The following is a 21,753-nucleotide window of genomic DNA, read 5'->3' as shown; positions in this document are numbered from 1 at the left end:
ATATCTGAGCGTATTTAAGAAATGAGTAACCAAAGTATTGCCCCGATAATGAGGGCATAAGTCAGAATGTACACTGCGATAGCCAAAGCGATGGTAAGGAGTTAACCGAATGAGGAATTTTCCTGCACATATCCCTGCCAGCCAAAGCCAAACGCTTCCGCCACAAAGGAGAGATCCTGCAAGTGCCACCCAAATTGATATTTTGTATCTCAGTTTCATCTTGTCTGATTTTTTTGATTTTATGCGGATTTCAGAGGTAAGGGAGTTGAGTTTCAACTTTTCTTTTCCCTGCTTCTCGCATATCCGACATTTTTTTATGCGTCTTTCCGTCGGGTCGGTCGTTTTCGTTTCAGTGGCGTAAAAAGGTAGGGCTTAGGACAAACAAGGTTTTACGGCGAGAATACTACCTGCAATGAAATGGAAGTGTGGAGATTGTCGTCTAAACGGCTTGCCGCCTTGACCTTTTTTGTCCGTGAAAGTCCGGAACTACCTTTGCCGCAGACAACGAACAACCGATCCCGACATGATACACGAGCATAAGTGGAGGATGTGCAGGGAGAGAAGCAGGGCGAAAACAAAAAACGCAGTCTTTAAAGGACTGCATATCATCATAAGATTAGAATACATGGAAAGCAAAAAGCCATCCTAAACGGACGGCTCTGTCGAAATTAATTTGGAGAAAATTCTTTTTTCTCACGATATACCCTTATCTTTGCAACAAACAAAGTGGTTCTTTGAAATGGCAAAACAAGGTAGTGTATAGAAGCTCGCTGGTTTCCTTATCGTTACCTCCCTATATTGATAAACAATTTAATCTGTTGGTTGTTTGATATTTACAAAATTCTCTATGCCTTGCAACATGGAAGGTCAGATTCTTATTGAGTTTCATCGCTGCCTGAATGAGATGAAGATAATCATTAGCTTTCTGATTGGATATTTTAGGAAGCGAAAAATGATATTTCTTCAGGACTTCCATTGCTGGCTTGAGGATGGGGGTGAAGAACTGGGTGCCGGTTTTCAGGCGACTACCGTCTATGTAAAACAGTTTCCCCTCATGTTCAGTCATCGTCTCAAAATCAAATGCCATAACATCGCAAAATGCCAGGCCAGTATAGGCTGAGAAGATAAAGAGATCCCGTACGTTTCCCGTTTTCTCATCCAATTTCAGTTTTCGCATCTTAGTAAGTTCATCTTCTAACAAAGGCCTACGTTCCTTACTCTTTCCCCTGCTGAATTTCACCTGGGTATAGGGGTCTGTAGGAATCATGTCGGTGATACGCAGGTAGTGGGTTATCTTTTTGAGATGCTTGTGGTAGGTATGGATAGAAATATCCTCCCGTGTGCCATCGTGCAGCCATGTGTCAAACAGCACAAGGTTCTTGGAAGTAAGGTCTGCGAAAGTTTTCAGTTTGCCAAAACGCTTGACAGCCTCCAAAGTACAGAATTTGTGCTTTCGCGTGCCTTCACTTACATGCTCTTTCTCGATATAGTCTTTCATGTAAGCAACAAAATCCGTCTTCAGGTTGCTATTCCTGCATTCCTGTATGCCGTTTCCGTCCTTTATTCCCTGATAGTATATGTCAAAATTGCTGATGGTCATGCTGTCCCTGAACAGCGACATGGCAGAAATACAGTCATGGCATCGCTTGATTTCCTCCTTCACTGGAGGCTGGGATAAAAATACGTCCAATTCCTCCGGTGTACATTTGCCCAGGCAAATGTACTTGCGTTCGCTTCGGCTTAAATAGATTTGAACTTCTACATAGCCAACTCCCGCTTGCTCAGCTTTTTTTCTCCTGTCAAATACGACAGACACCTTTTCTTTTGCCATTTTAACTAACTTTAATATGGTCGCAGGGGAAAATGGAGGAGAAAGCCTGGAAACGATGAAATCGTGTAGCGCAAATTTGTAGCGCATTTGTGATTTTGTAGCGCAAATCGTTCCCGATGGGTCTTTTTACTTCCCGACACTTCCCGTTGGCCATAGGATTTAACATTGACGCAAAATCCTCTAAACCAACGAATTGGAACACAAGTGCCTGTGTCTGAACCTAAAAAAGGGGATCCTTGAAAGAATCCCCTTTTTACCGTTTTGTGACCCGCATGGGGGTGAAAGTGATCCGTTTGGGGCTCGAACCCAAGACCCCAACATTAAAAGTGTTGTGCTCTACCAACTGAGCTAACGGATCAGAAAATCAGCAGCTTTCTGTATTAAAGTCGAGAAAGACTTCTACAAAAGCGGTTGCAAAGGTAGCAAGTTTTCACGAGAACAGCAAATTTATGGGCAATAATTTTGTAAAGGAGACAAAAGATTTTCTGCTAGGAAACACTTTTCCGCCTCATCTCCCATTGGTTTGATGGGAGTGATGCGGATTGTGATATGAAAACCATAAGTGCATGCCACTACTCTTAATGAAACACCTATTCTTTATTTTATTCCTTTTTGTCTGCAAATTCCTTAGGTGTCATTCCAAACTGTTTATGGAACAGTTTGATGAAATAGGAGGGAGAGCTGATGCCCACCATCTCGCAGACCTCTGTCACACGGTAATTGTTGTTGCGTATCAATTCGGCCGCTTTTTTCAAGCGAACCAATCGGATGAAGTCTACAGGTGTCAGGTTAGAAACATCTTTGATCTTGCGATGCAGGCTTGAACGGCTCATGCCCAAGGAAGAAGCAAGTTGTTCGACGTTGAATTCAGGCTGATTGATATGTGTCACGATGAGGTCGGTCATCTTCTTGAGAAATTCTTCATCAGCCTTGTTGATGCCCGGCTTCGAGCTAGGCAAGTAAGGCTTATGGACGAAACTCTCACGCTCCCGCTTCCGGTTTTCCAGCAAAGTCTGTATCTGAGTCAGAAGGTGTGCCATGGAGAACGGCTTGACGATGTAGGCGTCTGCCCCCGACTTCAACCCCTCTATGTTGTTTTCCATCGTTTGGCGGGCAGTTGGAAAAGCCACTCTACTTTGACCCTTTTGGCCAAACAGGATTGCTCACCTTGGCCATAATATGATTGACCCTTTTGGCCAAAATAACATTAACCACTTAGTACAAGTGTCGTTAGAGTTTTTTATGTAGATTTGGGAACCCGAGTCCTGGTGTAAGGGGTAATAATAAAATCTATGCAAATGAACAAGAGAATCAAGAACATTTTAAGATGTTATGCGGCAGGGATGGGTATCAAGGAAACGGCATCCACGTTCCATACTTCCCGTAACACTGTCCGCAAGTATGTCCGTCTGTTCCTTTCAAGTGGGAAAAGCATCGATCAGCTTCTCTCCCTTTCCGAGGAGCAGTTGCATGAGATGTTTGGCGGTACGGAATCCCGACGTCGGGAGCCTTCTTCCAAAAGGATTGAATTGGAGGCTTTGCTTCCCGGATATGTATCCCGCCTGACACGCAAAGGGATGAGTGTCAGAAAACTGTTTAAGGAGTATCATGCTGAATATCCTGACGGTCTTCAGCTGTCTTCCTTCAAGCGGGCAGTCCGCCAGTACAAGTTCCACATCAAGGTCGTCGGCCATGTCGAGCACTATGCCGCAGACCAGATGTATGTTGATTTTGCCGGTGACAGGCTTGAAGTTGTCGATGAGATGACAGGCGAGACGAAGAAGGCCGAAGTCTTTGTTGCCATCCTTCCGTTCAGTCATTACACCTACTGTGAGGCCGTATGGTCGCAGCGCAAGGAAGACCTGATCAAGGGATGCGAGAATGCCATGCTGTATTTCGAAGGGGCTCCGGCGGCAATAGTCCCCGACAATCTGAAGGCGGCCGTCACACGAAGCGACCGCAACGAGCCCGTCATCAATGACGATTTCGCCGCTTTTGCCGAGCATTACGGCTGTGCGGTCTATCCCGCCCGTGTACGCCACCCCAAGGACAAGGCCCTTGTTGAAAACGCAGTGAAGCTTCTCTACCGTTCCGTTTACCTGGACATAGAGGGAATGACTTTCTCCAGTCTGGACGATCTCAATGCCGCTATCCATGTTTCCCTGCACGATTTCAATGAAAAGGTGATGGCCGGCCGGGAGGCGTCACGCAAGGAGATGTTCCTGCGCGGTGAGAAGGACTACCTCCGCCCGCTTCCACTGAAACGCTACGTCATGAAAGAGAAAAAGCTGATGACCGTCGGCAGGAACTCCTACGTATCGCTGTTCAAGCACCATTACAGTGTTGTAGTGTACTGAATAAGTTGACACCTTCTCAATCACAAAGGAGTAAAAATTTATGTCTCATTACAATGAATCAGAGAAAATACTGTTATTACATCAGTATGTAACAAGTGGCTTAACCTTGCAAGAGTTCTCTTCTCGTCTTGGCATCCCTTTAAGCACTTTCCATCGTATTTATACAGAATATGGCTCACCCGACGTCTCGTCACTCGCAGATCTTATGAAAAAAGAAGATATCCCCGGTACGCTCGAAGAACTTCAAGCGCAGCTATTACGCGAGCGCAAGGCTCATGCAAAAGAAATCAAACGTCTTGAGAAAGAACTGGCCGTTGAAAAACTTTATGGTTTGGCCAACAAGACGATGATCGACCTTGCCGAGAAGAAATACAACATCCGCATACGAAAAACTCCGATGCCAAGTAATCAAGACCTTGTCGCAGGGAGAAGAAAGACAGGCTCTGGTAAACCATCCTGTCAGTTTACTCTGTGGTTATCTTGGCATAAGCAGACAAGGATATTACCGCCATGTGGATCGTTCTTTGGAGTTAGACGTCCTGCGCAGCAGCATCGTGTTCTATGCGCAGGAGCTCCGCAGCTCTTTACCCAAGGCCGGCATACGCATCCTTTACGAGCTATGCCGTCGCAAGTATGCAGATAAGTTTACCATCGGGCGCGACCAATGCTATGAGCTCTTCCGCTCTAATGGTCTGTGCCTTCGCCGTCGCAAACGCCCAAGAACGACCAACCCCAATCACAACTACCACATCTATGAAGACCTTCTCAACACAACGCCCAAGCTACATCCTACCCGTTTCGGTCAGCTGTGCGTTACGGATATCACCTACGTAGCAACCTCTTCAGGCTGGGCTTATCTCTCCTTAGTAACCGATGCAGCCTCACGTCTGATCGTGGGCTGGTGTCTGCATCCGACCCTTGAGAGCCAAGGTCCGATGAAAGCCCTCTCTATGGCCATCGACTGCTACAGAAAGTATAACGTCGAGCTCTCGCAGCTCATACACCATTCCGACCGTGGCGTGCAATACTGCTGCAACGCCTATGTCAACAAACTCAAATCTCTTGGTATACAAATCAGTATGACACAAACCGGAGACCCATTGCACAACGCCCTGGCCGAGAGAATGAACAATACGCTCAAGAATGGTTGGCTCTTCAGTACAGAAGACAAAAGTCTGCAGCAGGTCAGGCGCCTCACAAAGAAAGCCATCGAACTATACAACACGTTCAGACCACATCAGAGCCTGCAGATGAGAACGCCCTTGGAAGAAGTCGCAAGGTTGACGGCATAACTTCATCGGCACACATTATTAAGTCCAACAATAAAAGAAGGAGGTAGAAACAACCGCAACTAGAAAATAAAGATTAATTTTGCAATTAGAAGACAACTGTCAACTAATTATGTAGTTAAGAAAAGACGGCGACAAGCGTATTTGAACTTAACAAATAAACTTGTCAAAGAAGAATTAAATTAAGAACCAAAGTTGTCAACTAATCCTAGGACACTGCAGGGCTTACCTTGTCAGAAGAAAAGACGGTGATAACCAACATTCGTGACGGGTTCGATTTTCTAGGTTTCAACATCCGCAAATACGGTAATGAAATATTGACCAAGCCTACCAAGAAAGCCGAAAAACGCTTTATGGAGAATATCCGTAAGGTAATAAAAGGCAACAAGGGGTGCAGGCAGGAGTCCTTAATCAGAATGTTGAATGCTAAAATCCGAGGATGGGGAGCTTACTATCAGCATGGCGCAACGCGTGATTCCTTTCACAGAGTTGACCATCAGATATTCCTCTCCCTATGGCAATGGGCTAAACGTCGCCACTCCAAGAAAGGGAAGCGATGGATTAAAGACCGCTATTGGCATAATATCCGAGGTAACAGCTGGACTTTTGCTGCCAAGTTCAAGAAATCAAATGGAAAGGAAGACCAACTCACATTGTTGACTTTGGCTTCCTCATTCCCTTTTCTGCAATATACGCAGATAAAAGGGGATATGAATCCGTTTGACGTGGACTGTCGTTTATACTTCAACCAAAGAATGAAGTCGAAAATGCTTGTTTCACTGAAAGGACGTAAGTCTTTGCTGTACCTATGGGAAAAGCAAGGGAGAAAATGTCCAATATGTGGTGAGCCGATAGACACGCACAAGGCATGGAATGTGATGCCTACCGTCCAAAATGGGCGAAAGTGCAACCTATTGGTTCATGACGAATGTTTCAAATTATCCCACAAATCCAATGACAACAACAAGTAATATGAGCCGGTCTCTATATAAGAATAGGGATTTAGAAAAGCTTGAGCCGTATGAGGGGAAACTCTCATGTACGGTTCTTAGGGGGGAAGAGGGTAGTAATGCCCTTGACCTACCCGATCGACCGTCCGATCTTGCCCAGCGCGACGGACGGGCGGTGAGAAAGGGCAATGAGATAGCGCGGCTCTATGCCGACAACAAGGTGGACGTCATCATCTATGCAGTGGAAAAGTCGCTCGACAGCTATAAGTTCAACCTGCTGCATTGCAAGCAGACTTTCATCTCGCAGCTCAAAAGCGGGGCGATGGGCGCGCGTACCATCGACGAGGGGAGTATGGACGAGAAGTCGGGCATGAACTTTTCGGAGTACATGGCCATTCTTTCGGGCAACACCGACCTGCTCGACAAGGCACGGTTGGAAAAGAAGGTCGCCGCTTTGGAGAGCGAACGCAAGTCGTTCAACCGCGCCAAGCACGAAACCCAGAACAGACTTTTGGAAATGACCAACCAATTAGCTTTCGACAGGGCGGCAAAGGAAAAGATGTCGGAGGACTGGAAGAAGTTCGAGGCGGCTGCAGCGAAAGACAAGGACGGCAACTATCTCAATGGCCTCGTGCTCGACGGTTTTCCCTCACGGGATGAGAAAGCGCTCGGTACGAAGTTGCAGGACATTGACAAGAATATAAACACGGGTGGTGCGCCGCTGCGTATCGGCGAACTCTACGGCTTTGAGGTGAGCGTAACCACGGAGCGGGTATTGAGCAAGGGGTTGGAGCTGACACAGAACCGCTTTTCCATCAAGGGCAACTACAAGTACACGCACAATCACGGGCAGATAGCCAAGGCGGACAAGGAAGCCGCTGCAAGGAATTTCTTACGCGCATTGGAGCATATTCCACAGACGATTGCCCAGTACAACGCTCGTATTGAAGAACAGGAACAAAAGGTGGCGCAGATGCAGCCCATCGTGTCGAAGGAGTGGAAGAAGGAGGACGAACTCAAAGGGCTCAAATCCGAACTCGCGACCTTGGACAGGAAGATACAGTTGGAATTGGCGCTGCCTATGCCGGAAACGGAAGAAAAGACAGTAGATGTACAGAAAGATACTTCTGAGAAAAAATCCACTTCTGAACAGGAAATTCGATTGGGAAAGGAAGGTATAGAAAGGCAGAGAGGAATTAGGATATGAGTATTCATACTATATGTTCTTTAACTCCAAATCGCCCATTAGAAAAACCTACTTTTATTTTGTCATATATCTATAATATATACATGTGATGATTAGTAGGTAATTCGTGCCTCAGACAATAATGGGGCGTTTCGTAACATTTTGCTTTCAAATTTCTCTAATGGCAGTTTTGGATTAAAGTTATTTATTATTTTAGAAGTGTAACAAGTGAGGCTTTACATATTTAAGATTAAATCTAAATGATTTGTCGTGCAAAAAGTATTCTATATATATAATCTTGTGGGCACGATAGCTATAGAATCAAGGCTTCATTTTGCCTAAGGAACTCATCATACTTCACTTTATTAAATACGTATAAATAAGGTGAACGATGTGCCCCGATGTTTCGTGTTTCGTTTGTCTTGACAATAATTCCGAGATTGGTGAGTTTCTTTGCAAAGTTGCGTGCATCAAGTGTTTTGCCTAGAATGGTTTCATAAAGAGACATAATCTCAGGCAAGGTAAATTTATCAGGCAACAGCGTGTATCCTATGGGATGAAAAACAATATGATGACGGAGGCGGTGGAGTGCATCTTTAATCATCTGGTGATGATTGAAAATGAGTGGCGGTAGTTCATCGAGTGAGAACCATTTACACTCTTCAGAGTAGAAGTCGCCAGACGGTTCCACCTTGGAATACTCTGTCAGCGCAAAGAAACCTATAGACATGAATTTGTCAAACATCCAAAAGTTATCTCCGACCTCTATTCCTGCACTTTCCAATAATCGGCGTATGCTATTTTCGTTTCCCCATGTTCGGCCGGGTGAAGAATAGATCATATATTGCTGAAGCGTAAGTCCTTTGAGTCGTGTTCGATCCTGCACTATCTTTTGTGCAGCTTCTTCAGCTGTTTGGTCACGCCGAATATAACCGCCAGGCAACATCCATTCATGTTCACTGAACTGTGGCTTTTCCAGCAGAATCTTCAGCGAACGTTGGTGGTAACCTATTATGACTGTGTCAATACTGATATTATGATAGAAGAGTTTAGGACTATCCTTAATGAACTTTTTGGCCTCTTCTAACGACATCGGAATTGAATAACTATTGTTTTTGTCCATACTTTCTTATTTGAAACAAATTTACATAAAAATCGTGATTTATAAGCCAGTGGTAATAAAAAACCAAAAATAAATTCCCTGACGGCTTCCCTTGTACCGGTAGAAGTGTCAAGGCCAGCATAGATTTCCTTGTCCTAAACACATGCTCGTGGCACAATTTGTATTATCTTTGAGAGGTATTAATAATCCTCAAAATGTAGGCTTATGAGAATCGTATGCGGCCTTGACGTGCACAAAGATAGCATTTATCTTTGTATTTTGAGCAGCACAGGCGAAATTATTGAGAAAGTTTTCGGTGTTCTGACCTGCCAGTTACAGGAAATGCGTGATCTGATGCTCACACATCACGTAGAGGAGGCCGGCATGGAAAGCACGAGTGTCTATTGGATTCCTGTATGGCGTGTGCTTGAGCCGCACTTCAAGCTGAAGCTCATCAACCCCTACTTCATCAGGCAGCTTCCCGGCCACAAGAGCGATGTCAAGGATGCCCGGTGGATAGCGGAGTGCATGATGAAGGAACTTGTCCGTGGCAGCTTCGTCCCGCCCGAGCGCATCCAGCAGCTGCGCCAGTATGACAGGCGCATCTACGACCTTGACGATGAGATTGTCCGAAAGCTCGCCAAGCTCGACGCCGTCGTCCAGCGGTGCAACATCCGGCTGGGCAACTACGTGTCCAACACGGACAGCAAGAGCTACAAGTCCGTCATAGACAGGATCTGCGAGGGCGTGACCGACCCCAAGGTGCTTGTGGAGGAGATTCACGGCCGTATCATCAATCGCCACGGGAAGGACACCATCATCTCCTCGCTCACGGGATGCGTCACGGAATGCGACATGGACATCCTGCGCCAGCTCAAGGCCGAGATAGACATGGCCGGGCAACATAAGCAGGAATGCATGGACAAGATGCAGGCCGTCTGTGAAAGGGAATACTCCGCCGCATTGCAGAACCTACAGACCATACCGGGAATAAAGATGAGGGCCGCCACCTCACTGATTGCAGAAATCGGAACGGACATGGGCCATTTCCAGACGGCAAACCATCTTACTTCATGGAGTGGCCTGAGACCACGCAACGACCAGTCGAACAAGACCATAAAGTCACGCTGCATCACCCATGGCAACCGCTACCTGCGCCGCACCCTCATCCAATGCGCCTGGGGCGCGAGCCGCACCCAAGGCTGTTTCTTCAACCGCTTCTCCTATCATCAGACACAAGTCCGCAGAAAGAACAGGATGAAAGTACAGGTCGCCATTGCGCGCAAGATGCTTGTCTGCGCATGGCACATACTCAGCCGGAACGTCCAATACAAGGACTTCGACAACAGAATCGGGACTTCCGACGAAAACGGATGACACGATATACCGGTCATGGAAAGGCTATTATCTTTGTGATGGCACGCGACCTCGCTTTGCAAATTAACCCACGACATGGCCGGCGATGGAACCCAGTGTGAGCCCGGAGCTCGAAGAGGAAAGTATCATTATCGTTTATGCAGGCCTGGAGACGGGCCTGTACGCAACCAATATGGAACGAGGTGGCGAACTCCGGGTGTTTGAGTTACCTGGAAGGGCTTTTATTTTCGGTTTTATAGAGGAAAGATAAGGGTATATCGTGAGAAAAAAGAATTTTCTCCGAATTATTTTTGTAAAGCCGTCCGTTGGGGCGACTTTTTTCCGTGGATTCTATTCCTATGGTAAAGTGCAACCTCCGAAGACTGCGTTTTCTGTTTTCGCCCTGCTTCTCTGTCTGCACATCCTCCACTTATGTCGGGATCGGTTGTTCGTTGTCAGTGGCAAAGGTAGTTCCGGGCTTCTACGGACAAAAAAGGTCGGTGCGGCAAGCCGTTTAGACGACAATCTCCACGCTTCCATTTCATTGCAGGTAGTATTCTCGCCGTAAAACCTTGTTTGTCCCAAGTCCTACCTTTTTACGCCACTGAAACGAAAACGACCGACCCGACGGAAAGACGCATAAAAAAATGTCGGATATGCGAGAAGCTGGGAAAAAGAAAAATGGAAACTTAACTCCCTCTCCTCTGGAATCCGCATAAAATCAGACAAGATGATTTATTCCGAGTAAGGACGGAACGGGTAACCGTTCAAGAAGAACAGATGGAGTAAAGCGGTCGGCAGATTTGCCAACCGCTCCTTTTCTTTCTTATGCTTCGGGCGGACAAAGCCCCCAAAATGAAAAACACTTCGTTACTTTTGACAGTGAGTTGATACGGCTCAAAAGTAACAAAAAGCCATTGCTAAACGCCTCACAGTAGCTTCTTGAATTTCATCTCCGCCAATCTGTTGATTTCATCTTTGTAGGTCTCAAGGTGATGCAGGATGATGTTCTCCACATAGATACCGATGGTCATATCCCTGTTTCTCATAGACATGACTATCTCCGCCAGCGTGTCCTGCAACTCTTTGGCGATATAGATAGTCTTGCGATTTTTCAAGGTATTGCGACAGATGAAAAGCGACTCATAATCACCTTTGTCAACCTTCCGCCTTTCTCTTCTTGGGACTCTTGAAAAATCCTTTGACATTGGTTCCTCGTTGGGACGTTCCGATTCTACACACTGCTCTTCTGATTGAGGGCGTTTCATCTCACTCTCTTTTCTTTTCATAGGAATACCCTGTGAAATAAGTTCCCGGATGGCAACGGAATCAACCTTGCCGTTTTGATTCTCTTTCATATTTTCTTAAGTTCTATTGTTATATAATTCACTGTCCATTTCGTTGCCGATATATTTACCGACAAAGACGAATACAGCCACTATCGAAGATATGTCCAACAATCGGCTTGTACCGGTAGGGCTATATCCTTTCTGTGGAGATGTTTATTGGTGTCCATCAATACAATTGAACGATTGTATCTGCTTTCGCACATTCCCACGTTCGAATGAAAGAATTAAGGATATGTCCTTTGACATACACCCTCGCTCATATCGCTCATCGAAACGTGATGTTATCGAAGACACATACCCTCACCGACATATTCGACAGTGCAAAAATATGGCTCGGTGATGCTGTATTCTGCGTGATTTTCTTTAGTGCGTACTTGTGGCTTCGATTTGGTTGGTTGTGGCTTCGTCTCAGCTAATGGCTTTGGATACAAGAGGTATTAACTTTGCAGCAAGCGATAAGTCGGTATTTCATGGCTTTGAAAACATACATTTCGAGAGAATAAAGTATCATTCTTCGGAACGGATTTATTTGCGTCAGTGCAAATAGCAAGGTATGTCTTGCGTTACCCGAAATTATTTCGGTAACTCAAAACCCTTGCTCTTGGCAGAGGGCGGAACACCTCCGAAGTCGGTGTTCTCGATTGGAAATTTTCGTTGTCTTGACAGGCTGTTATATTGCAAACGCTCTCCAATGGAATTAGCACGTTCTGTTTCCTGAAGAGAGAATTATAAACCATTAAAATCAGAAGTAATGACAAAGAGAAATGTGGGACGACCTCCCAAGAATGAACGAGCCAACCATTGTTGTATGGTTCGATTTACGGACACTGAGTTTGCTCGTTTCCTTATGCTATTCGAGCAATCGGGGCTTCTAAATAAAGCTGCTTTCATCAAGGCAAGGGTATTTAACGAGACCTTTCGGGTGATAAAAGTAGATCGCTCGTTGCTCGACTATTATCAGAAACTGACGACTTTGTATGGGCAATTTCGCAGTGTGGGAGTGAATTATAACCAGACAGTTGTCGTTTTGAAGAGTAACTTTACCGAGAAAAAAGCCTTTGCGATGCTTGCCAAGTTGGAGAAACTCACACTTGAATTGGTAATAATCGGAGGGGAAATCGTGCAATTAACCCGTGAATTCCAAGAGAAATGGCAACATCGGCAATAGCCTTTTATTGTGTATTGTTATTCCTTAACGAAAGAAGATCAGGCTTCCCTCTCATTTCGGGAAGCCTGATTAAGGCATTTGAATGCAATTATCGTTTCTTGAACTTGCCGCCTTTCAGATCGCTCTCCACCATTCGCTTGTTCAATTTTTCTCGGAGTTCGTCAAGGAAATAGGTGCGACTGTCATCCTTGCGACGTTTCATATTCATATAGACGTTGTAGCAGTTCTTGATTTCCACACCGAAGATTTCAGAAAGAGCGTCTGCCAGTTCCTCTACACCAATCTCTCCATCATTGATACAGTCGCAGGTGTCAAGGGCATAAAGTAGTTCCACCAAGTCTGTCGCCTTGCCTGTCCAGTGGAGTTTCTTGGTTGGTTTGACAGACAAAGCAGGAAGAAGCCCCTGCATTCGCATCTTCAGCAACTTCAACTCTGTGTCAATGACACTGAGTAGTTCTGACACATTTTTCCCCCTCTCCGTTTAAAGGATACGCCTTTTGCATAGCTTGTAAGCGACAGCGAGTGTAGCGGAGGATACGAAACAACGAGACAGTATCTTCTTCTGTATCACATAGAGCAACGACCTTCAATATAAAATTGTCCGATGCCTTTTGTACTTGCTCTTCTGTAGAGCAAGACGAAATTATCGTCTTGAAGTCTTCCGTTTGAGTGAGTCTCAGCATAATCATATCTTTTAAGTTCAACATTATATATTTTCTGTCGTGAGATGTGATTGATGACCTATCTCCCTGTGAATTCGGACGGCAAAAAGCAGCGTCATCAAGGTTGCAAAGACGTCGGCAATAGGCTGGACATAGAGTACTCCGTTCAATCCCCAATACGATGGGAGCAGCAATATAGTAGGGATAAAAAACAAACCTTGCCGTCCGATATTGAGTAACAGACTTTGCCTTGCTCTTCCGATTGCCATATATAGTGTGGAATACACAAATTGGAATCCGAAAGTGAAGAACATAATCGTATTGGCTCTAAGCGCAATTCTTGCTATTTCCTGCATTGTTTCGTCTTTACCGAAACAACTGATGATAGGAGAGGTAAAAATGACTATAAGAATACTCCAGAGCACACAAAACGAGGTTGTGAGTATCAGAGAACAGCACACCGCTTCCCTTAATCTTTGAAAATTGCCTGCCCCGTAGTTATAGCCTGCCATAGGTTGGAGTCCTTTTACAAATCCGAAGACCACGTTTGTTCCCAATGTGACGATTTTCAGGACGATACCCACAGCCGCAACAGCCTCTGCCCCATATTTCACAGCGGCTTTCTGCAACAAACTGATGGAAAGGGTCTGGAGCAGTTGCAAAAAGAGCATAGAGATACCAATCTTAATGATGTCTGCGTATATTCTTATCGTGGGAGCGAACAAGGCAAGAGATACTTTTACCTCTGCTTTCGTAAGGAAACGGATGTAAATAGCTGTCGTGACGATTCTTGAAAGAATGGTTGCCCATGCAGCACCTTCCACACCCCAATTGAAAGTGTAGATAAACAAGGGGTCTAATGCAACATTGACGATAGAGCCGATGATCATTGCCGACGCAGATGTCTTCGACGCACCTTGTGAAACAATGATATTGGACATGGACACATTCAATGTTCCTATGACACAACTGATGATAAAAAGCCTGCCGTAGGATTCTGCCAAACTCATCATCTCCTCGTTTGCTCCCATGAAAAGTAGGATGTCCGGCAGGAACACATTGCACACAAGGGCAATGAGAGCTGCCAACATCACAGAGGTAATCACTGAGACGGAAGCGACCTGACTTGCCTTGACAACCTGTTTCGCTCCCAACAGACAGGATATATACACTCCGCCTCCGACACCGAACATTAGTCCTATCCCAAGAAATAACAACGATATAGGGAAAACAACAGATACAGCGGCGACAGGAAGAGTTCCAAGACGTGCAACCCAAAAAGTATCTACCACATTGTATATTGCCATAATCAGCATTGCGATGACAATAGGTATCCCCAATTTTGTCAGGGCTTTCATCATACTTCCTTCTCGCAAAATATTTACAGCGTTGTTCATCCTTATAATCCGTATCTTTTTAAGTGAATAAAGTTCGTTGCAAAGGTACGGTGGGATACAAGCTGTCACAATAGACGGACAATGGTAATGATAGCACTATTCGTGGAAAGTCCTCCTGAAGAGCGCGGGAGAAACGCCTGCAACCTTGGTAAACAGCCGTGTGAAGTAGGAGTAATCGTTAAAGCCTAAACTATGTGCAATCTCTTTGATGGAATCTGTAGTATAGACCAATTGACGTTTAGCCAACAAAATAATCTCGTTTTGGATATGGTGGCTCACACTTGTCCCCAGAACAGAATTTACAGCTTCATTCAGGTAGGCAACGGTAATGTTCAGCCGCCCGGCATAGAATGATGGCGAACGGTTGCTTCGGATATTGCTTTCCAACAAATCCCGAAATTCCCATACTATTTCCTTGTGTCTGGTCACTGTCCCCTGTAATTTGGATTGAGCTATCGTTACATTTACAATGTTCTCCACGACTAACCCTACAATGACGGTGGTCAGTCGCTGAACGACTGCTTTGGCAGATGGATTTTCCATGCCACTCAGTTTGCAGTCAAGAAGTGATAATAATAGTTTCTGTTCCGATATGTCGGATAGTTGTATTTGAGGGCGACCGTATCTCTCAAGCGTTCGTTTTTCCTCCTTATCCACCAATACCGAGTCGATAACCAAGAACTTTGCGGAAAGATTGAAAGCGTCGATGATACGGTGTACTTGTCCCGGACGGATGATAGCCAGGCTTCCTTTCCCGAAAGTGTATTCCTCAAAATCAATATTCAGACGGCATTGCCCATCCTCTATGAAGCCGAAGAAATAATAATCATCGGTATGGGAGAAAGCATATCTTTCTGAAGGTGTCGATGTCCGAAAGGCGACCGTCTTCAGATATACTCCGAATTCTGTGAGTTGCGAACTTCTATGGATGGGGAATCGGGACATTCTTTCTATTACTTTATATTGACAATACGCTCTCAATGTTTCTCCTGCCATTGTTGAAATTTGCTCATCACGAAAAAAGCAGAGAGTAAACTAAGCACTGTAAGGATAATCCCGACAACTGACCATAAGAACATCTGTAAAGGAGATAGAATGGAAGTCTTTTCCAATTCAACAAAGGCATAGACACAATAAGGCAAAGTCAAAAATGTGGTAATGATAACAGGTATATATTTTCGGTATATTGTCCATTGAGCAAGATGTACTATAAGGTGGAAGGAATACCCTGCAAATGCAGCGAACCACCATTGATAAGCACCCAACCATACGGCACAGAAAGAAATGAGGGAAATCAGAATGAACTCGTGGGCAGTCCCAATGGCAAATGTGGCTGTGGAATAATCAAAATGTCTCCTGCGTGCAAGAAACCGCTCGAATTTCGGGAAACGCCTTTTCAATTCATCCCTATTTCTGTCTAGCCAATGCCTGAACATGATAATCTCTTCGTATTCGTGAAGCATGAACACAACAGGGAGAAGCAGCATTATTAATTCTAATTTCATCATAATGGTTTCCAAAAATCTATGGCTGTACTCTTTTCAACACGTTTCTTAAATCTCTGACATACTTGGCTTGCCGATATTTCAAATAAATCTTCACAAATGGAATCATAAACCATTTCTTAGGCTCAATGTGTTCTGTAAAGTCAATCGTAGCATTCTTTTCATTGCCACTGAAAACACCGATCCAATGTCCTTTCATATTGTCATTCTCCATGTCAAACTCCCAAAGACAAAAAGGTTCTTGTCTTGTTACCGTGAAAGTTGTCTTATATCCACTCTTCGTTATTTCTACAAATTGCGTGTCTGATATGACCTCTATCTTTTCAACATCACTTCTCCACGAATAGTCTGTTAGCGATGTTACAACTTGCCAAACGCTCTGTAAATTGCACGAAAACGTGGCTTTTATGTTTGACATTACGACCATATAATTTCAGAAAAATAACTTTATCTCACAAATCCGTTTTTATAGAAATCATACCATGACGCAATGTTTTCCGGAGTATTGGCTTCCAGCAATAGAAGCATCTCTCGAGTGAATTCCAAATGCCCTACACCGTTTGCCGTAACAATATTCTTGTCACTAACAGCTTGTGCTTCCACATAGTTTTCTGCGTTAGTGTAAACGATATCGCCCCATTTTTTGAGTTGGTCGAGACCGTTGCCTGTATGCTTTACATTGTTCAGGAAACCGTGTGAACATAGGAATGAAGCACCGTTGCATATCGCCCCGATGATTTTACCTTTATCCAAAGCCTCCCGTACCAATGGTACGAAAAGTTCTGCTTCAGGAGAGTCCCAACGGTTGCCACCGATAAGCACTAAAGCGGCATAATCTTTCGGCATATTCTCGAAAGAATAATCGGGCAAGGTTCTGAAACCTCCGATGGAACGGACTGCGTCCGATGTCGGGGCAATGGTATGCACTTCGTATTTTATTTCACCGCCCGGTATCACGCCCACATGAAGAGCCGTGGAGAGAAAAGCCCCCTCCCAATCTGTGTATTCATTCAATATGATAAATAATACTTTCTGTTTCATTGATATATCTTTTTTACTTTAACAACTTCGCTGCAAGTTTATAAGTGAACATAATTCGAGGATTGGATAAATCCCATTGCTCCACCTCTTGCCGTATCAATTCTGCGTGCTTCTTGCTTATATCCCTTAGAGCGTTTCCTACGGATTTCCGAAGATATTTGCTCTCGTGTGCTTTATGCTTACTGATTAATGCAATAGCCACCGATGGATTTTCTTTGAAGAATGGGCGACTTGTCCAAATCCTCAGCCCTTCTGTTACGGCACGGACTACATTCGGATTATCGTCATTTATCCACTCTTCGATGAGAGATAAGGACATTTCATATCCTCTGCGTTTGCAAACCTCATCAAAAGCCTTTGCAAGCATTTCCTGAACTCGCCAATTCTCGTCTGTGCTGACTTGCTCTTTCAGAAAATAAAGGGCATCATCATTCGTTGTTGCCAATCTTCCCAATACCGTTGTTGCCAACATTCGGGCTTGATAGGCTTCGTGCTTAAACAATTCAAGAGCAAATTCAAAGCACTGTTCCTTTGAGTATGTCGAAAGGATTCCATCAGCCCCATCAAGGATGTGCTGAAAGCCATTCTTAATTGCTATAATATCACTTAATACTTTATCTATGCACATTACGGAATCAATAAATTATTTAAGACCTTAGAGAGGGACGTTCCTCCTTTGAAAACTACTTTTTCGGCATTGACATTTTGAGACATTCTCTGTAACGCACGAGTAATCCAATAAGCTTTCTCGATAAATTCTGGTCTTATATTCAAGATGTTTGCTGCAAAATTGGGTGGTTGGGCAAACAGAGGTTGATTTTCGTGCAGTTTCATCTTATATTCCATTTCTTTTGATTAGGCAATATTTCTTGCGGAATTGATAAGTTATAAAATGTCTGGTAATTAAGCGACATTTGCAATATCAGAACATCTTCGTTCGGATTCAACACTTCAAGCATTGCACCCAATAATGCGATTGTCTGCGGAGTGTATTTTAAAGCCAATTTTTTTATTTTGCTGCGTTGAATTTCACTTAACTTAGATAATAGTCCCAAGAGTTTTTTACTGCTATCCGCAGGGTTAGTGTCAGGAATATTTTTGAAGAAACGAAGGCAATCGAGCAACTGCAAAAGAGGAATATTCTCTTTGGTGATTGTATTCCATTGTTTTATAAATTTCATCCTGTAATAACCACGCTTTGTGCTTTTCTTATCTTTGATGGTTCCTATCTGCAAAATGGCAGAAACTTGTGTAGTCAATCCAAGCTCATTAAAAATTTGATATCCTGTAATATAACCAATCAGTTTGCCGTTCTCTTCCAGTAAGTCCTTTACAATCTGATAACTGCTGGGCATAAGCTCACCAAACTCTGTCATTTTTGTTTTGTAATATCGACCTTTCGACAAACGTCGAATTTCACCAGCTTTAGTCAAGTTTTCCAAGACCTTGTTTACTGTTTTTTGCTTGGTAACTTCAACAGGAAAATCGCTCGCGGAAAACACGATGCCACAATCCGTTTTCTCTATTTTTCTTCTTACTATTTCTGAAATATTTTCGTTCATGAATTCGTTTTTTACTCCAACAAAAACACGAATGATTTGTCGCACAATTCACTCTTCATCTGTATAATATACCTTGTAAAATTTTCCACGATCATCTTTTCCCTGTTCTATATTTTGGCGATTGCCGGCAATGACGATTTGGATTTTCTTGTCCAAATTGATGACACGTTTGTAGGAGCGCTGCTGCTTTTTACAAGCGGATTCGGAAATTTTGAACTGATTATCGATGACAATATCACTTTGGTCCTCATACTCTTGCTTATACTGATGAAATCTTTCAATCACTTCGGGTTGAGCAATTACTTCATGGGAAAAATCATTAATATTAAAAGTTTCTTTCTCTTTGAAAAAATGCAACGACTTGTTGAGCAAATCAATTTGGTCTGCTTTGGAAACCTCAAATTCCTTAGGCAATTCTTTGATTACAAAGTTCTTTGCTAACGCCATAAAATTTTGCGTATTAGCATATTCGTCCTTCCGTTGTCGGACATGTAGAAAATCATCAATCCAGTATTGAGCTTCTACGTCCTTATTGGTATTATCAACCACAGCAACTACATATCCGTTTTCTCTGTCCTTATTGAAAATCAGGCAGCCTTTGTCCAGCTTTTTAATGTTGATACCCTTGTCGCTCACTAAGTTGAAACTGCCGTTTTCACGCAACACCTTCAAAAAAGTCTCTTTATTCTCCGATTTGAATAAACCAACCGCATCAAGAGTTTCTCCGTCAAATATACAATCTTTGAAATACACGGTATAAAACTCACCACCTTTGATTCTAGGGTGGGTGCTTTGCTCATACAAATGTTTTGCCAGATTTACCGATTGTTCATAAAGTTGTTTAGGCTCATCGAAAATCTTGGAGACATAGGTATAAACCTCATTTAATACCAAATCACTTTCGTGGTAGAGTTGGTAGTATTCTTCAGTTTTAAAAGACTGCAAATAATACATGTTTAAAACACCTACTAAATCCTCATCAAGAATTGTTTCTGATGCAGAATAAATAACATTTTCATTAAATGACTTATTCCCAACTATATGTACGATCACATACTTTAATGCTGATTTTTCACAATATATCATTTTGCTTTTTTTATTAACAGGTAAAACATTTCTATAAATTGAAAAGTGTCAATTACAAACCAAGTGATCAATCCTCCAAAGACACTTATTAATAATCTTCTAATGTGAGGAATGATTGGATTAGTCTCTAAACTTAGTTCGTGTATTAACCATTGAAAATTAAAAAATCGAAGCGTGTAAGCATAAATGGATATTATAAAAGAAAGAATTACAATATGCTTGTTATATTGAATGAATCTATCAAATAACGTTTTGCGGCTTTTCATCCACTCAATTGTAGAACTATTTCCTTGTAATATAATGCTTAGCAGTGTCAATAAAAAGCCGAAAGTACACATCCCTATTGAAGGAATTTCCTTGACAAAATCTTTCCAATTTGAAAGATGAGGATCAACGATGAATAATAGGATACACACAATTATTCCAGCAAGCAATCCTCCAATGGTTTCCACCCAATAACGATATGACTTTCCAAATATTCCCATAATTAATATCCTATTAATTGTCTTATTTCAGGTAGTAGTTTATCATATAAATTTTCTATTCCCTCTTTTCTTTCAATTTGTTGAACATCTCTATGGACTTGAATATCAGTAATTTTAAAATATTCATCAAAAGAGTCTGCAATAATATCAATAGGTTTACATCTATTAGGATCTTCGCTGTCCGAAGTATAACCCTCTACTCGTAATGTCTGTACATTCTGACGATGTCCACAATCTACGATATTAAGTTTGACAGCATCAACTAATCCCTTTACCATAGAACGGCTTAATCCCATAGGATTGATTCTTTTCCGTAATGCTACTTGCTCTATCGTTATAGTATTTGCATTACTTTGAGTCCCCATCTCTATGTTATGCTTTAAAATATTCTCATAAATCGATAGATTCTCCTCTGCAATGCAATTTTGCAACTCAATTGGATTATATAATTGGATGCTTATTTTTTTATATCTATCCATTCGAAGCATTCGAGCATATTCATTTGCTCTTACCACAGAAGGAAATGTCAAATCAAATTTTACATTATCTTCATCTGCATTCCAATGTGAATAAATAAATTCTCGAAATTGATTGGGATAACAACCATTACGATTTATTTCATACAATAAAATATTTCTCCGATGATCGTACAGGAAAATATTGGCATATGCAAATCCTTCTTCAGTAGTATTAATTTGAACCGGACTATAATTACCCGTATTCTTATTTCGTTTTGGAGGAATGTCAGAATCTTGCGTCGTTACTATAATACCTAAATCACAATCCGCCTTATCTGTACGTAACATGTTAAGATTGAATATTTTCTCATTACACCGATATTCTCTGCCATTTATATAATTAAGAATATCTACAAAAGAGACAATATGACTGTCATCGATAAATCGGAGATTAACTGATAGGACATCAACATTTCTTCTTTTTTTTGCCATAGCTACTATATTAAAAAACTACACTCTTCCTTCAATTATCACCTCTATCATTAATGCCTGCCTATTTTCTTTCAGGTTAATCTCATATAGAGGTGAATGACTTGTAATACCATATCATTGTTCTAAACTCTTTTGAAGAGTTGTATTCCAAGTCGTCACAAAGGTATACATTTTTCGTGTTTCTACCAAAGAAAACACGAAAATCTTTTTTAAGTACTTCCGAAAGGAAGCATATAACTGTGGATGATTGAAGACTTGCTTTCTCTTAGAGTTGGTCTTCTCTACTGACTACCATCAGCAGAGAATCCTTGACTTCCGCGTTTATAAGCGTAAAAACAATTAAACAGAAACATCTATATCGCATAGTTTCACCAAACAATCCTTATGGAAAAGCATAGTGTCTTTTTCTATTCTCATAGAAAACATCTTTTCTGAACATGATGAGAAGATTACAGAGTTAGTTCTGTAAAACACCGA

18 protein-coding genes, 1 tRNA gene and 4 pseudogenes are annotated in these 21,753 nt (G+C 42.7%); 6 read left to right on the top strand and 17 right to left on the bottom strand.

Features of this window, described 5'->3' with window-relative positions; genetic code table 11:
• Window positions 1-14: 14 nt before the first annotated feature.
• The 4 genes and pseudogenes from PREDE_RS14395 to PREDE_RS11720 all read right to left on the bottom strand — a co-directional run bounded on the left by PREDE_RS14395 (window position 15) and on the right by PREDE_RS11720 (window position 2,934).
• Window positions 15-219 (bottom strand): annotated as a pseudogene (locus PREDE_RS14395) (hypothetical protein).
• A 574-nt stretch (window positions 220-793) separates the two neighbouring features.
• Entirely contained in the window at window positions 794-1,918 is a 1,125-nt protein-coding gene (locus PREDE_RS11730) for a phage integrase SAM-like domain-containing protein (RefSeq protein ID WP_244879152.1), read from the bottom strand.
• A gap of 198 nt (window positions 1,919-2,116) precedes the next feature.
• Window positions 2,117-2,189: transfer RNA gene (locus tag PREDE_RS11725), tRNA-Lys, on the bottom strand.
• 244 nt (window positions 2,190-2,433) lie between these two features.
• Window positions 2,434-2,934, bottom strand: a complete 501-nt coding sequence (locus tag PREDE_RS11720) for a helix-turn-helix domain-containing protein (RefSeq protein WP_044127142.1) — start codon at window positions 2,932-2,934, stop codon at window positions 2,434-2,436.
• 195 nt (window positions 2,935-3,129) lie between these two features.
• Between PREDE_RS11720 and istA the strand changes: the two are divergent.
• The 4 genes and pseudogenes from istA to PREDE_RS11700 form a co-directional block, all read left to right on the top strand.
• A pseudogene (istA, locus tag PREDE_RS11715) lies at window positions 3,130-4,176 on the top strand (IS21 family transposase); the annotation flags it as partial.
• A 368-nt stretch (window positions 4,177-4,544) separates the two neighbouring features.
• The gene (locus tag PREDE_RS11710; protein ID WP_005848087.1) at window positions 4,545-5,480 is read left to right on the top strand and encodes an IS3 family transposase; all 936 of its coding nucleotides are present in this window, start codon (window positions 4,545-4,547) and stop codon (window positions 5,478-5,480) included.
• Window positions 5,481-5,698: 218 nt separating this feature from the next.
• Window positions 5,699-6,448 (top strand): annotated as a pseudogene (locus PREDE_RS11705) (group II intron maturase-specific domain-containing protein); the annotation flags it as partial.
• A gap of 103 nt (window positions 6,449-6,551) precedes the next feature.
• Window positions 6,552-7,634: pseudogene (locus PREDE_RS11700) on the top strand (DNA methylase); the annotation flags it as partial.
• A 292-nt stretch (window positions 7,635-7,926) separates the two neighbouring features.
• On the opposite strand, the gene PREDE_RS11695 reads toward PREDE_RS11700, so the two are convergent.
• The gene (locus PREDE_RS11695) at window positions 7,927-8,736 is read right to left on the bottom strand and encodes an NUDIX hydrolase (protein ID WP_005847489.1); all 810 of its coding nucleotides are present in this window, start codon (window positions 8,734-8,736) and stop codon (window positions 7,927-7,929) included.
• A 204-nt stretch (window positions 8,737-8,940) separates the two neighbouring features.
• Between PREDE_RS11695 and PREDE_RS11690 the strand changes: the two genes are divergently transcribed.
• Complete coding sequence (locus PREDE_RS11690) at window positions 8,941-10,092, top strand: IS110 family RNA-guided transposase (protein ID WP_005848072.1); 1,152 nt, start codon at window positions 8,941-8,943, stop codon at window positions 10,090-10,092.
• A gap of 908 nt (window positions 10,093-11,000) precedes the next feature.
• On the opposite strand, the gene PREDE_RS11685 is transcribed toward PREDE_RS11690, so the two are convergent.
• Window positions 11,001-11,429, bottom strand: coding sequence for a DUF3408 domain-containing protein (locus tag PREDE_RS11685; RefSeq protein WP_005847491.1), 429 nt, complete (start codon window positions 11,427-11,429; stop codon window positions 11,001-11,003).
• Between the two features lie 742 nt (window positions 11,430-12,171).
• Here PREDE_RS11685 and mobA point away from each other — a divergent pair.
• Window positions 12,172-12,588 (top strand): conjugal transfer protein MobA, encoded by a 417-nt coding sequence (mobA, locus tag PREDE_RS11680; RefSeq protein ID WP_015310518.1) that lies wholly within the window; start codon window positions 12,172-12,174, stop codon window positions 12,586-12,588.
• Window positions 12,589-12,676: 88 nt separating this feature from the next.
• Here mobA and PREDE_RS11675 read toward each other — a convergent pair whose 3' ends face one another.
• The 11 genes from PREDE_RS11675 to PREDE_RS11620 form a co-directional block, all read right to left on the bottom strand.
• On the bottom strand, window positions 12,677-13,003 hold the full coding sequence (locus PREDE_RS11675; protein ID WP_009162533.1) for an RteC domain-containing protein: 327 nt from the start codon (window positions 13,001-13,003) through the stop codon (window positions 12,677-12,679).
• Between the two features lie 291 nt (window positions 13,004-13,294).
• Window positions 13,295-14,647, bottom strand: coding sequence for an MATE family efflux transporter (locus PREDE_RS11670; protein WP_005847494.1), 1,353 nt, complete (start codon window positions 14,645-14,647; stop codon window positions 13,295-13,297).
• A gap of 96 nt (window positions 14,648-14,743) precedes the next feature.
• Entirely contained in the window at window positions 14,744-15,592 is an 849-nt protein-coding gene (locus PREDE_RS11665) for an AraC family transcriptional regulator (protein WP_005847495.1), read from the bottom strand.
• A 32-nt stretch (window positions 15,593-15,624) separates the two neighbouring features.
• Window positions 15,625-16,155, bottom strand: coding sequence for an HXXEE domain-containing protein (locus PREDE_RS11660; protein ID WP_004346448.1), 531 nt, complete (start codon window positions 16,153-16,155; stop codon window positions 15,625-15,627).
• Between the two features lie 444 nt (window positions 16,156-16,599).
• Complete coding sequence (locus PREDE_RS11650; protein WP_005847497.1) at window positions 16,600-17,193, bottom strand: type 1 glutamine amidotransferase family protein; 594 nt, start codon at window positions 17,191-17,193, stop codon at window positions 16,600-16,602.
• A gap of 13 nt (window positions 17,194-17,206) precedes the next feature.
• On the bottom strand, window positions 17,207-17,821 hold the full coding sequence (locus PREDE_RS11645; protein ID WP_004346444.1) for a DNA alkylation repair protein: 615 nt from the start codon (window positions 17,819-17,821) through the stop codon (window positions 17,207-17,209).
• Window positions 17,821-18,039, bottom strand: coding sequence for a nucleotidyl transferase AbiEii/AbiGii toxin family protein (locus PREDE_RS11640; RefSeq protein WP_044127145.1), 219 nt, complete (start codon window positions 18,037-18,039; stop codon window positions 17,821-17,823). Before PREDE_RS11640 ends, PREDE_RS11645 begins: the two co-directional genes overlap by 1 nt.
• Window positions 18,024-18,755, bottom strand: a complete 732-nt coding sequence (locus PREDE_RS11635) for a DUF6088 family protein (protein WP_005847499.1) — start codon at window positions 18,753-18,755, stop codon at window positions 18,024-18,026. The genes PREDE_RS11640 and PREDE_RS11635 overlap by 16 nt, the downstream gene beginning before the upstream one ends.
• Window positions 18,756-18,803: 48 nt before the next feature.
• Window positions 18,804-19,841 (bottom strand): nucleoid-associated protein, encoded by a 1,038-nt coding sequence (locus PREDE_RS11630; RefSeq protein ID WP_004346440.1) that lies wholly within the window; start codon window positions 19,839-19,841, stop codon window positions 18,804-18,806.
• Window positions 19,838-20,326: a hypothetical protein gene (locus tag PREDE_RS11625; protein ID WP_005847500.1), complete on the bottom strand. Its 489-nt coding sequence runs from the start codon at window positions 20,324-20,326 to the stop codon at window positions 19,838-19,840. Before PREDE_RS11625 ends, PREDE_RS11630 begins: the two co-directional genes overlap by 4 nt.
• A gap of 2 nt (window positions 20,327-20,328) precedes the next feature.
• Window positions 20,329-21,276 (bottom strand): hypothetical protein, encoded by a 948-nt coding sequence (locus tag PREDE_RS11620; RefSeq protein ID WP_004346438.1) that lies wholly within the window; start codon window positions 21,274-21,276, stop codon window positions 20,329-20,331.
• Window positions 21,277-21,753: the final 477 nt, after the last annotated feature.

It is taken from the genome of Prevotella dentalis DSM 3688, assembly GCF_000242335.1.
Lineage (GTDB): Bacteria > Bacteroidota > Bacteroidia > Bacteroidales > Bacteroidaceae > Prevotella > Prevotella seregens.
This window is presented reverse-complemented; position numbering and strand designations above follow the sequence as displayed.

Bases quoted from the DNA above. Each gene is read 5' to 3' on its own strand.
- PREDE_RS11720 (WP_044127142.1), bottom strand. From the start codon at position 2,934: ATGGAAAACAACATAGAGGGGTTGAAGTCGGGGGCAGACGCCTACATC.
- PREDE_RS11645 (WP_004346444.1), bottom strand. From the start codon at position 17,821: ATGTGCATAGATAAAGTATTAAGTGATATTATAGCAATTAAGAATGGC.
- PREDE_RS11695 (WP_005847489.1), bottom strand. From the start codon at position 8,736: ATGGACAAAAACAATAGTTATTCAATTCCGATGTCGTTAGAAGAGGCC.
- PREDE_RS11670 (WP_005847494.1), bottom strand. From the start codon at position 14,647: ATGAACAACGCTGTAAATATTTTGCGAGAAGGAAGTATGATGAAAGCC.
- PREDE_RS11675 (WP_009162533.1), bottom strand. From the start codon at position 13,003: ATGCGAATGCAGGGGCTTCTTCCTGCTTTGTCTGTCAAACCAACCAAG.
- PREDE_RS11730 (WP_244879152.1), bottom strand. From the start codon at position 1,918: ATGCGCTACAAATTTGCGCTACACGATTTCATCGTTTCCAGGCTTTCT.
- PREDE_RS11620 (WP_004346438.1), bottom strand. From the start codon at position 21,276: ATGGCAAAAAAAAGAAGAAATGTTGATGTCCTATCAGTTAATCTCCGA.
- PREDE_RS11640 (WP_044127145.1), bottom strand. From the start codon at position 18,039: ATGGAATATAAGATGAAACTGCACGAAAATCAACCTCTGTTTGCCCAA.
- PREDE_RS11690 (WP_005848072.1), top strand. From the start codon at position 8,941: ATGAGAATCGTATGCGGCCTTGACGTGCACAAAGATAGCATTTATCTT.
- mobA (WP_015310518.1), top strand. From the start codon at position 12,172: ATGACAAAGAGAAATGTGGGACGACCTCCCAAGAATGAACGAGCCAAC.
- PREDE_RS11625 (WP_005847500.1), bottom strand. From the start codon at position 20,326: ATGGGAATATTTGGAAAGTCATATCGTTATTGGGTGGAAACCATTGGA.
- PREDE_RS11660 (WP_004346448.1), bottom strand. From the start codon at position 16,155: ATGATGAAATTAGAATTAATAATGCTGCTTCTCCCTGTTGTGTTCATG.
- PREDE_RS11630 (WP_004346440.1), bottom strand. From the start codon at position 19,841: ATGATATATTGTGAAAAATCAGCATTAAAGTATGTGATCGTACATATA.
- PREDE_RS11650 (WP_005847497.1), bottom strand. From the start codon at position 17,193: ATGAAACAGAAAGTATTATTTATCATATTGAATGAATACACAGATTGG.
- PREDE_RS11635 (WP_005847499.1), bottom strand. From the start codon at position 18,755: ATGAACGAAAATATTTCAGAAATAGTAAGAAGAAAAATAGAGAAAACG.
- PREDE_RS11665 (WP_005847495.1), bottom strand. From the start codon at position 15,592: ATGTCCCGATTCCCCATCCATAGAAGTTCGCAACTCACAGAATTCGGA.
- PREDE_RS11685 (WP_005847491.1), bottom strand. From the start codon at position 11,429: ATGAAAGAGAATCAAAACGGCAAGGTTGATTCCGTTGCCATCCGGGAA.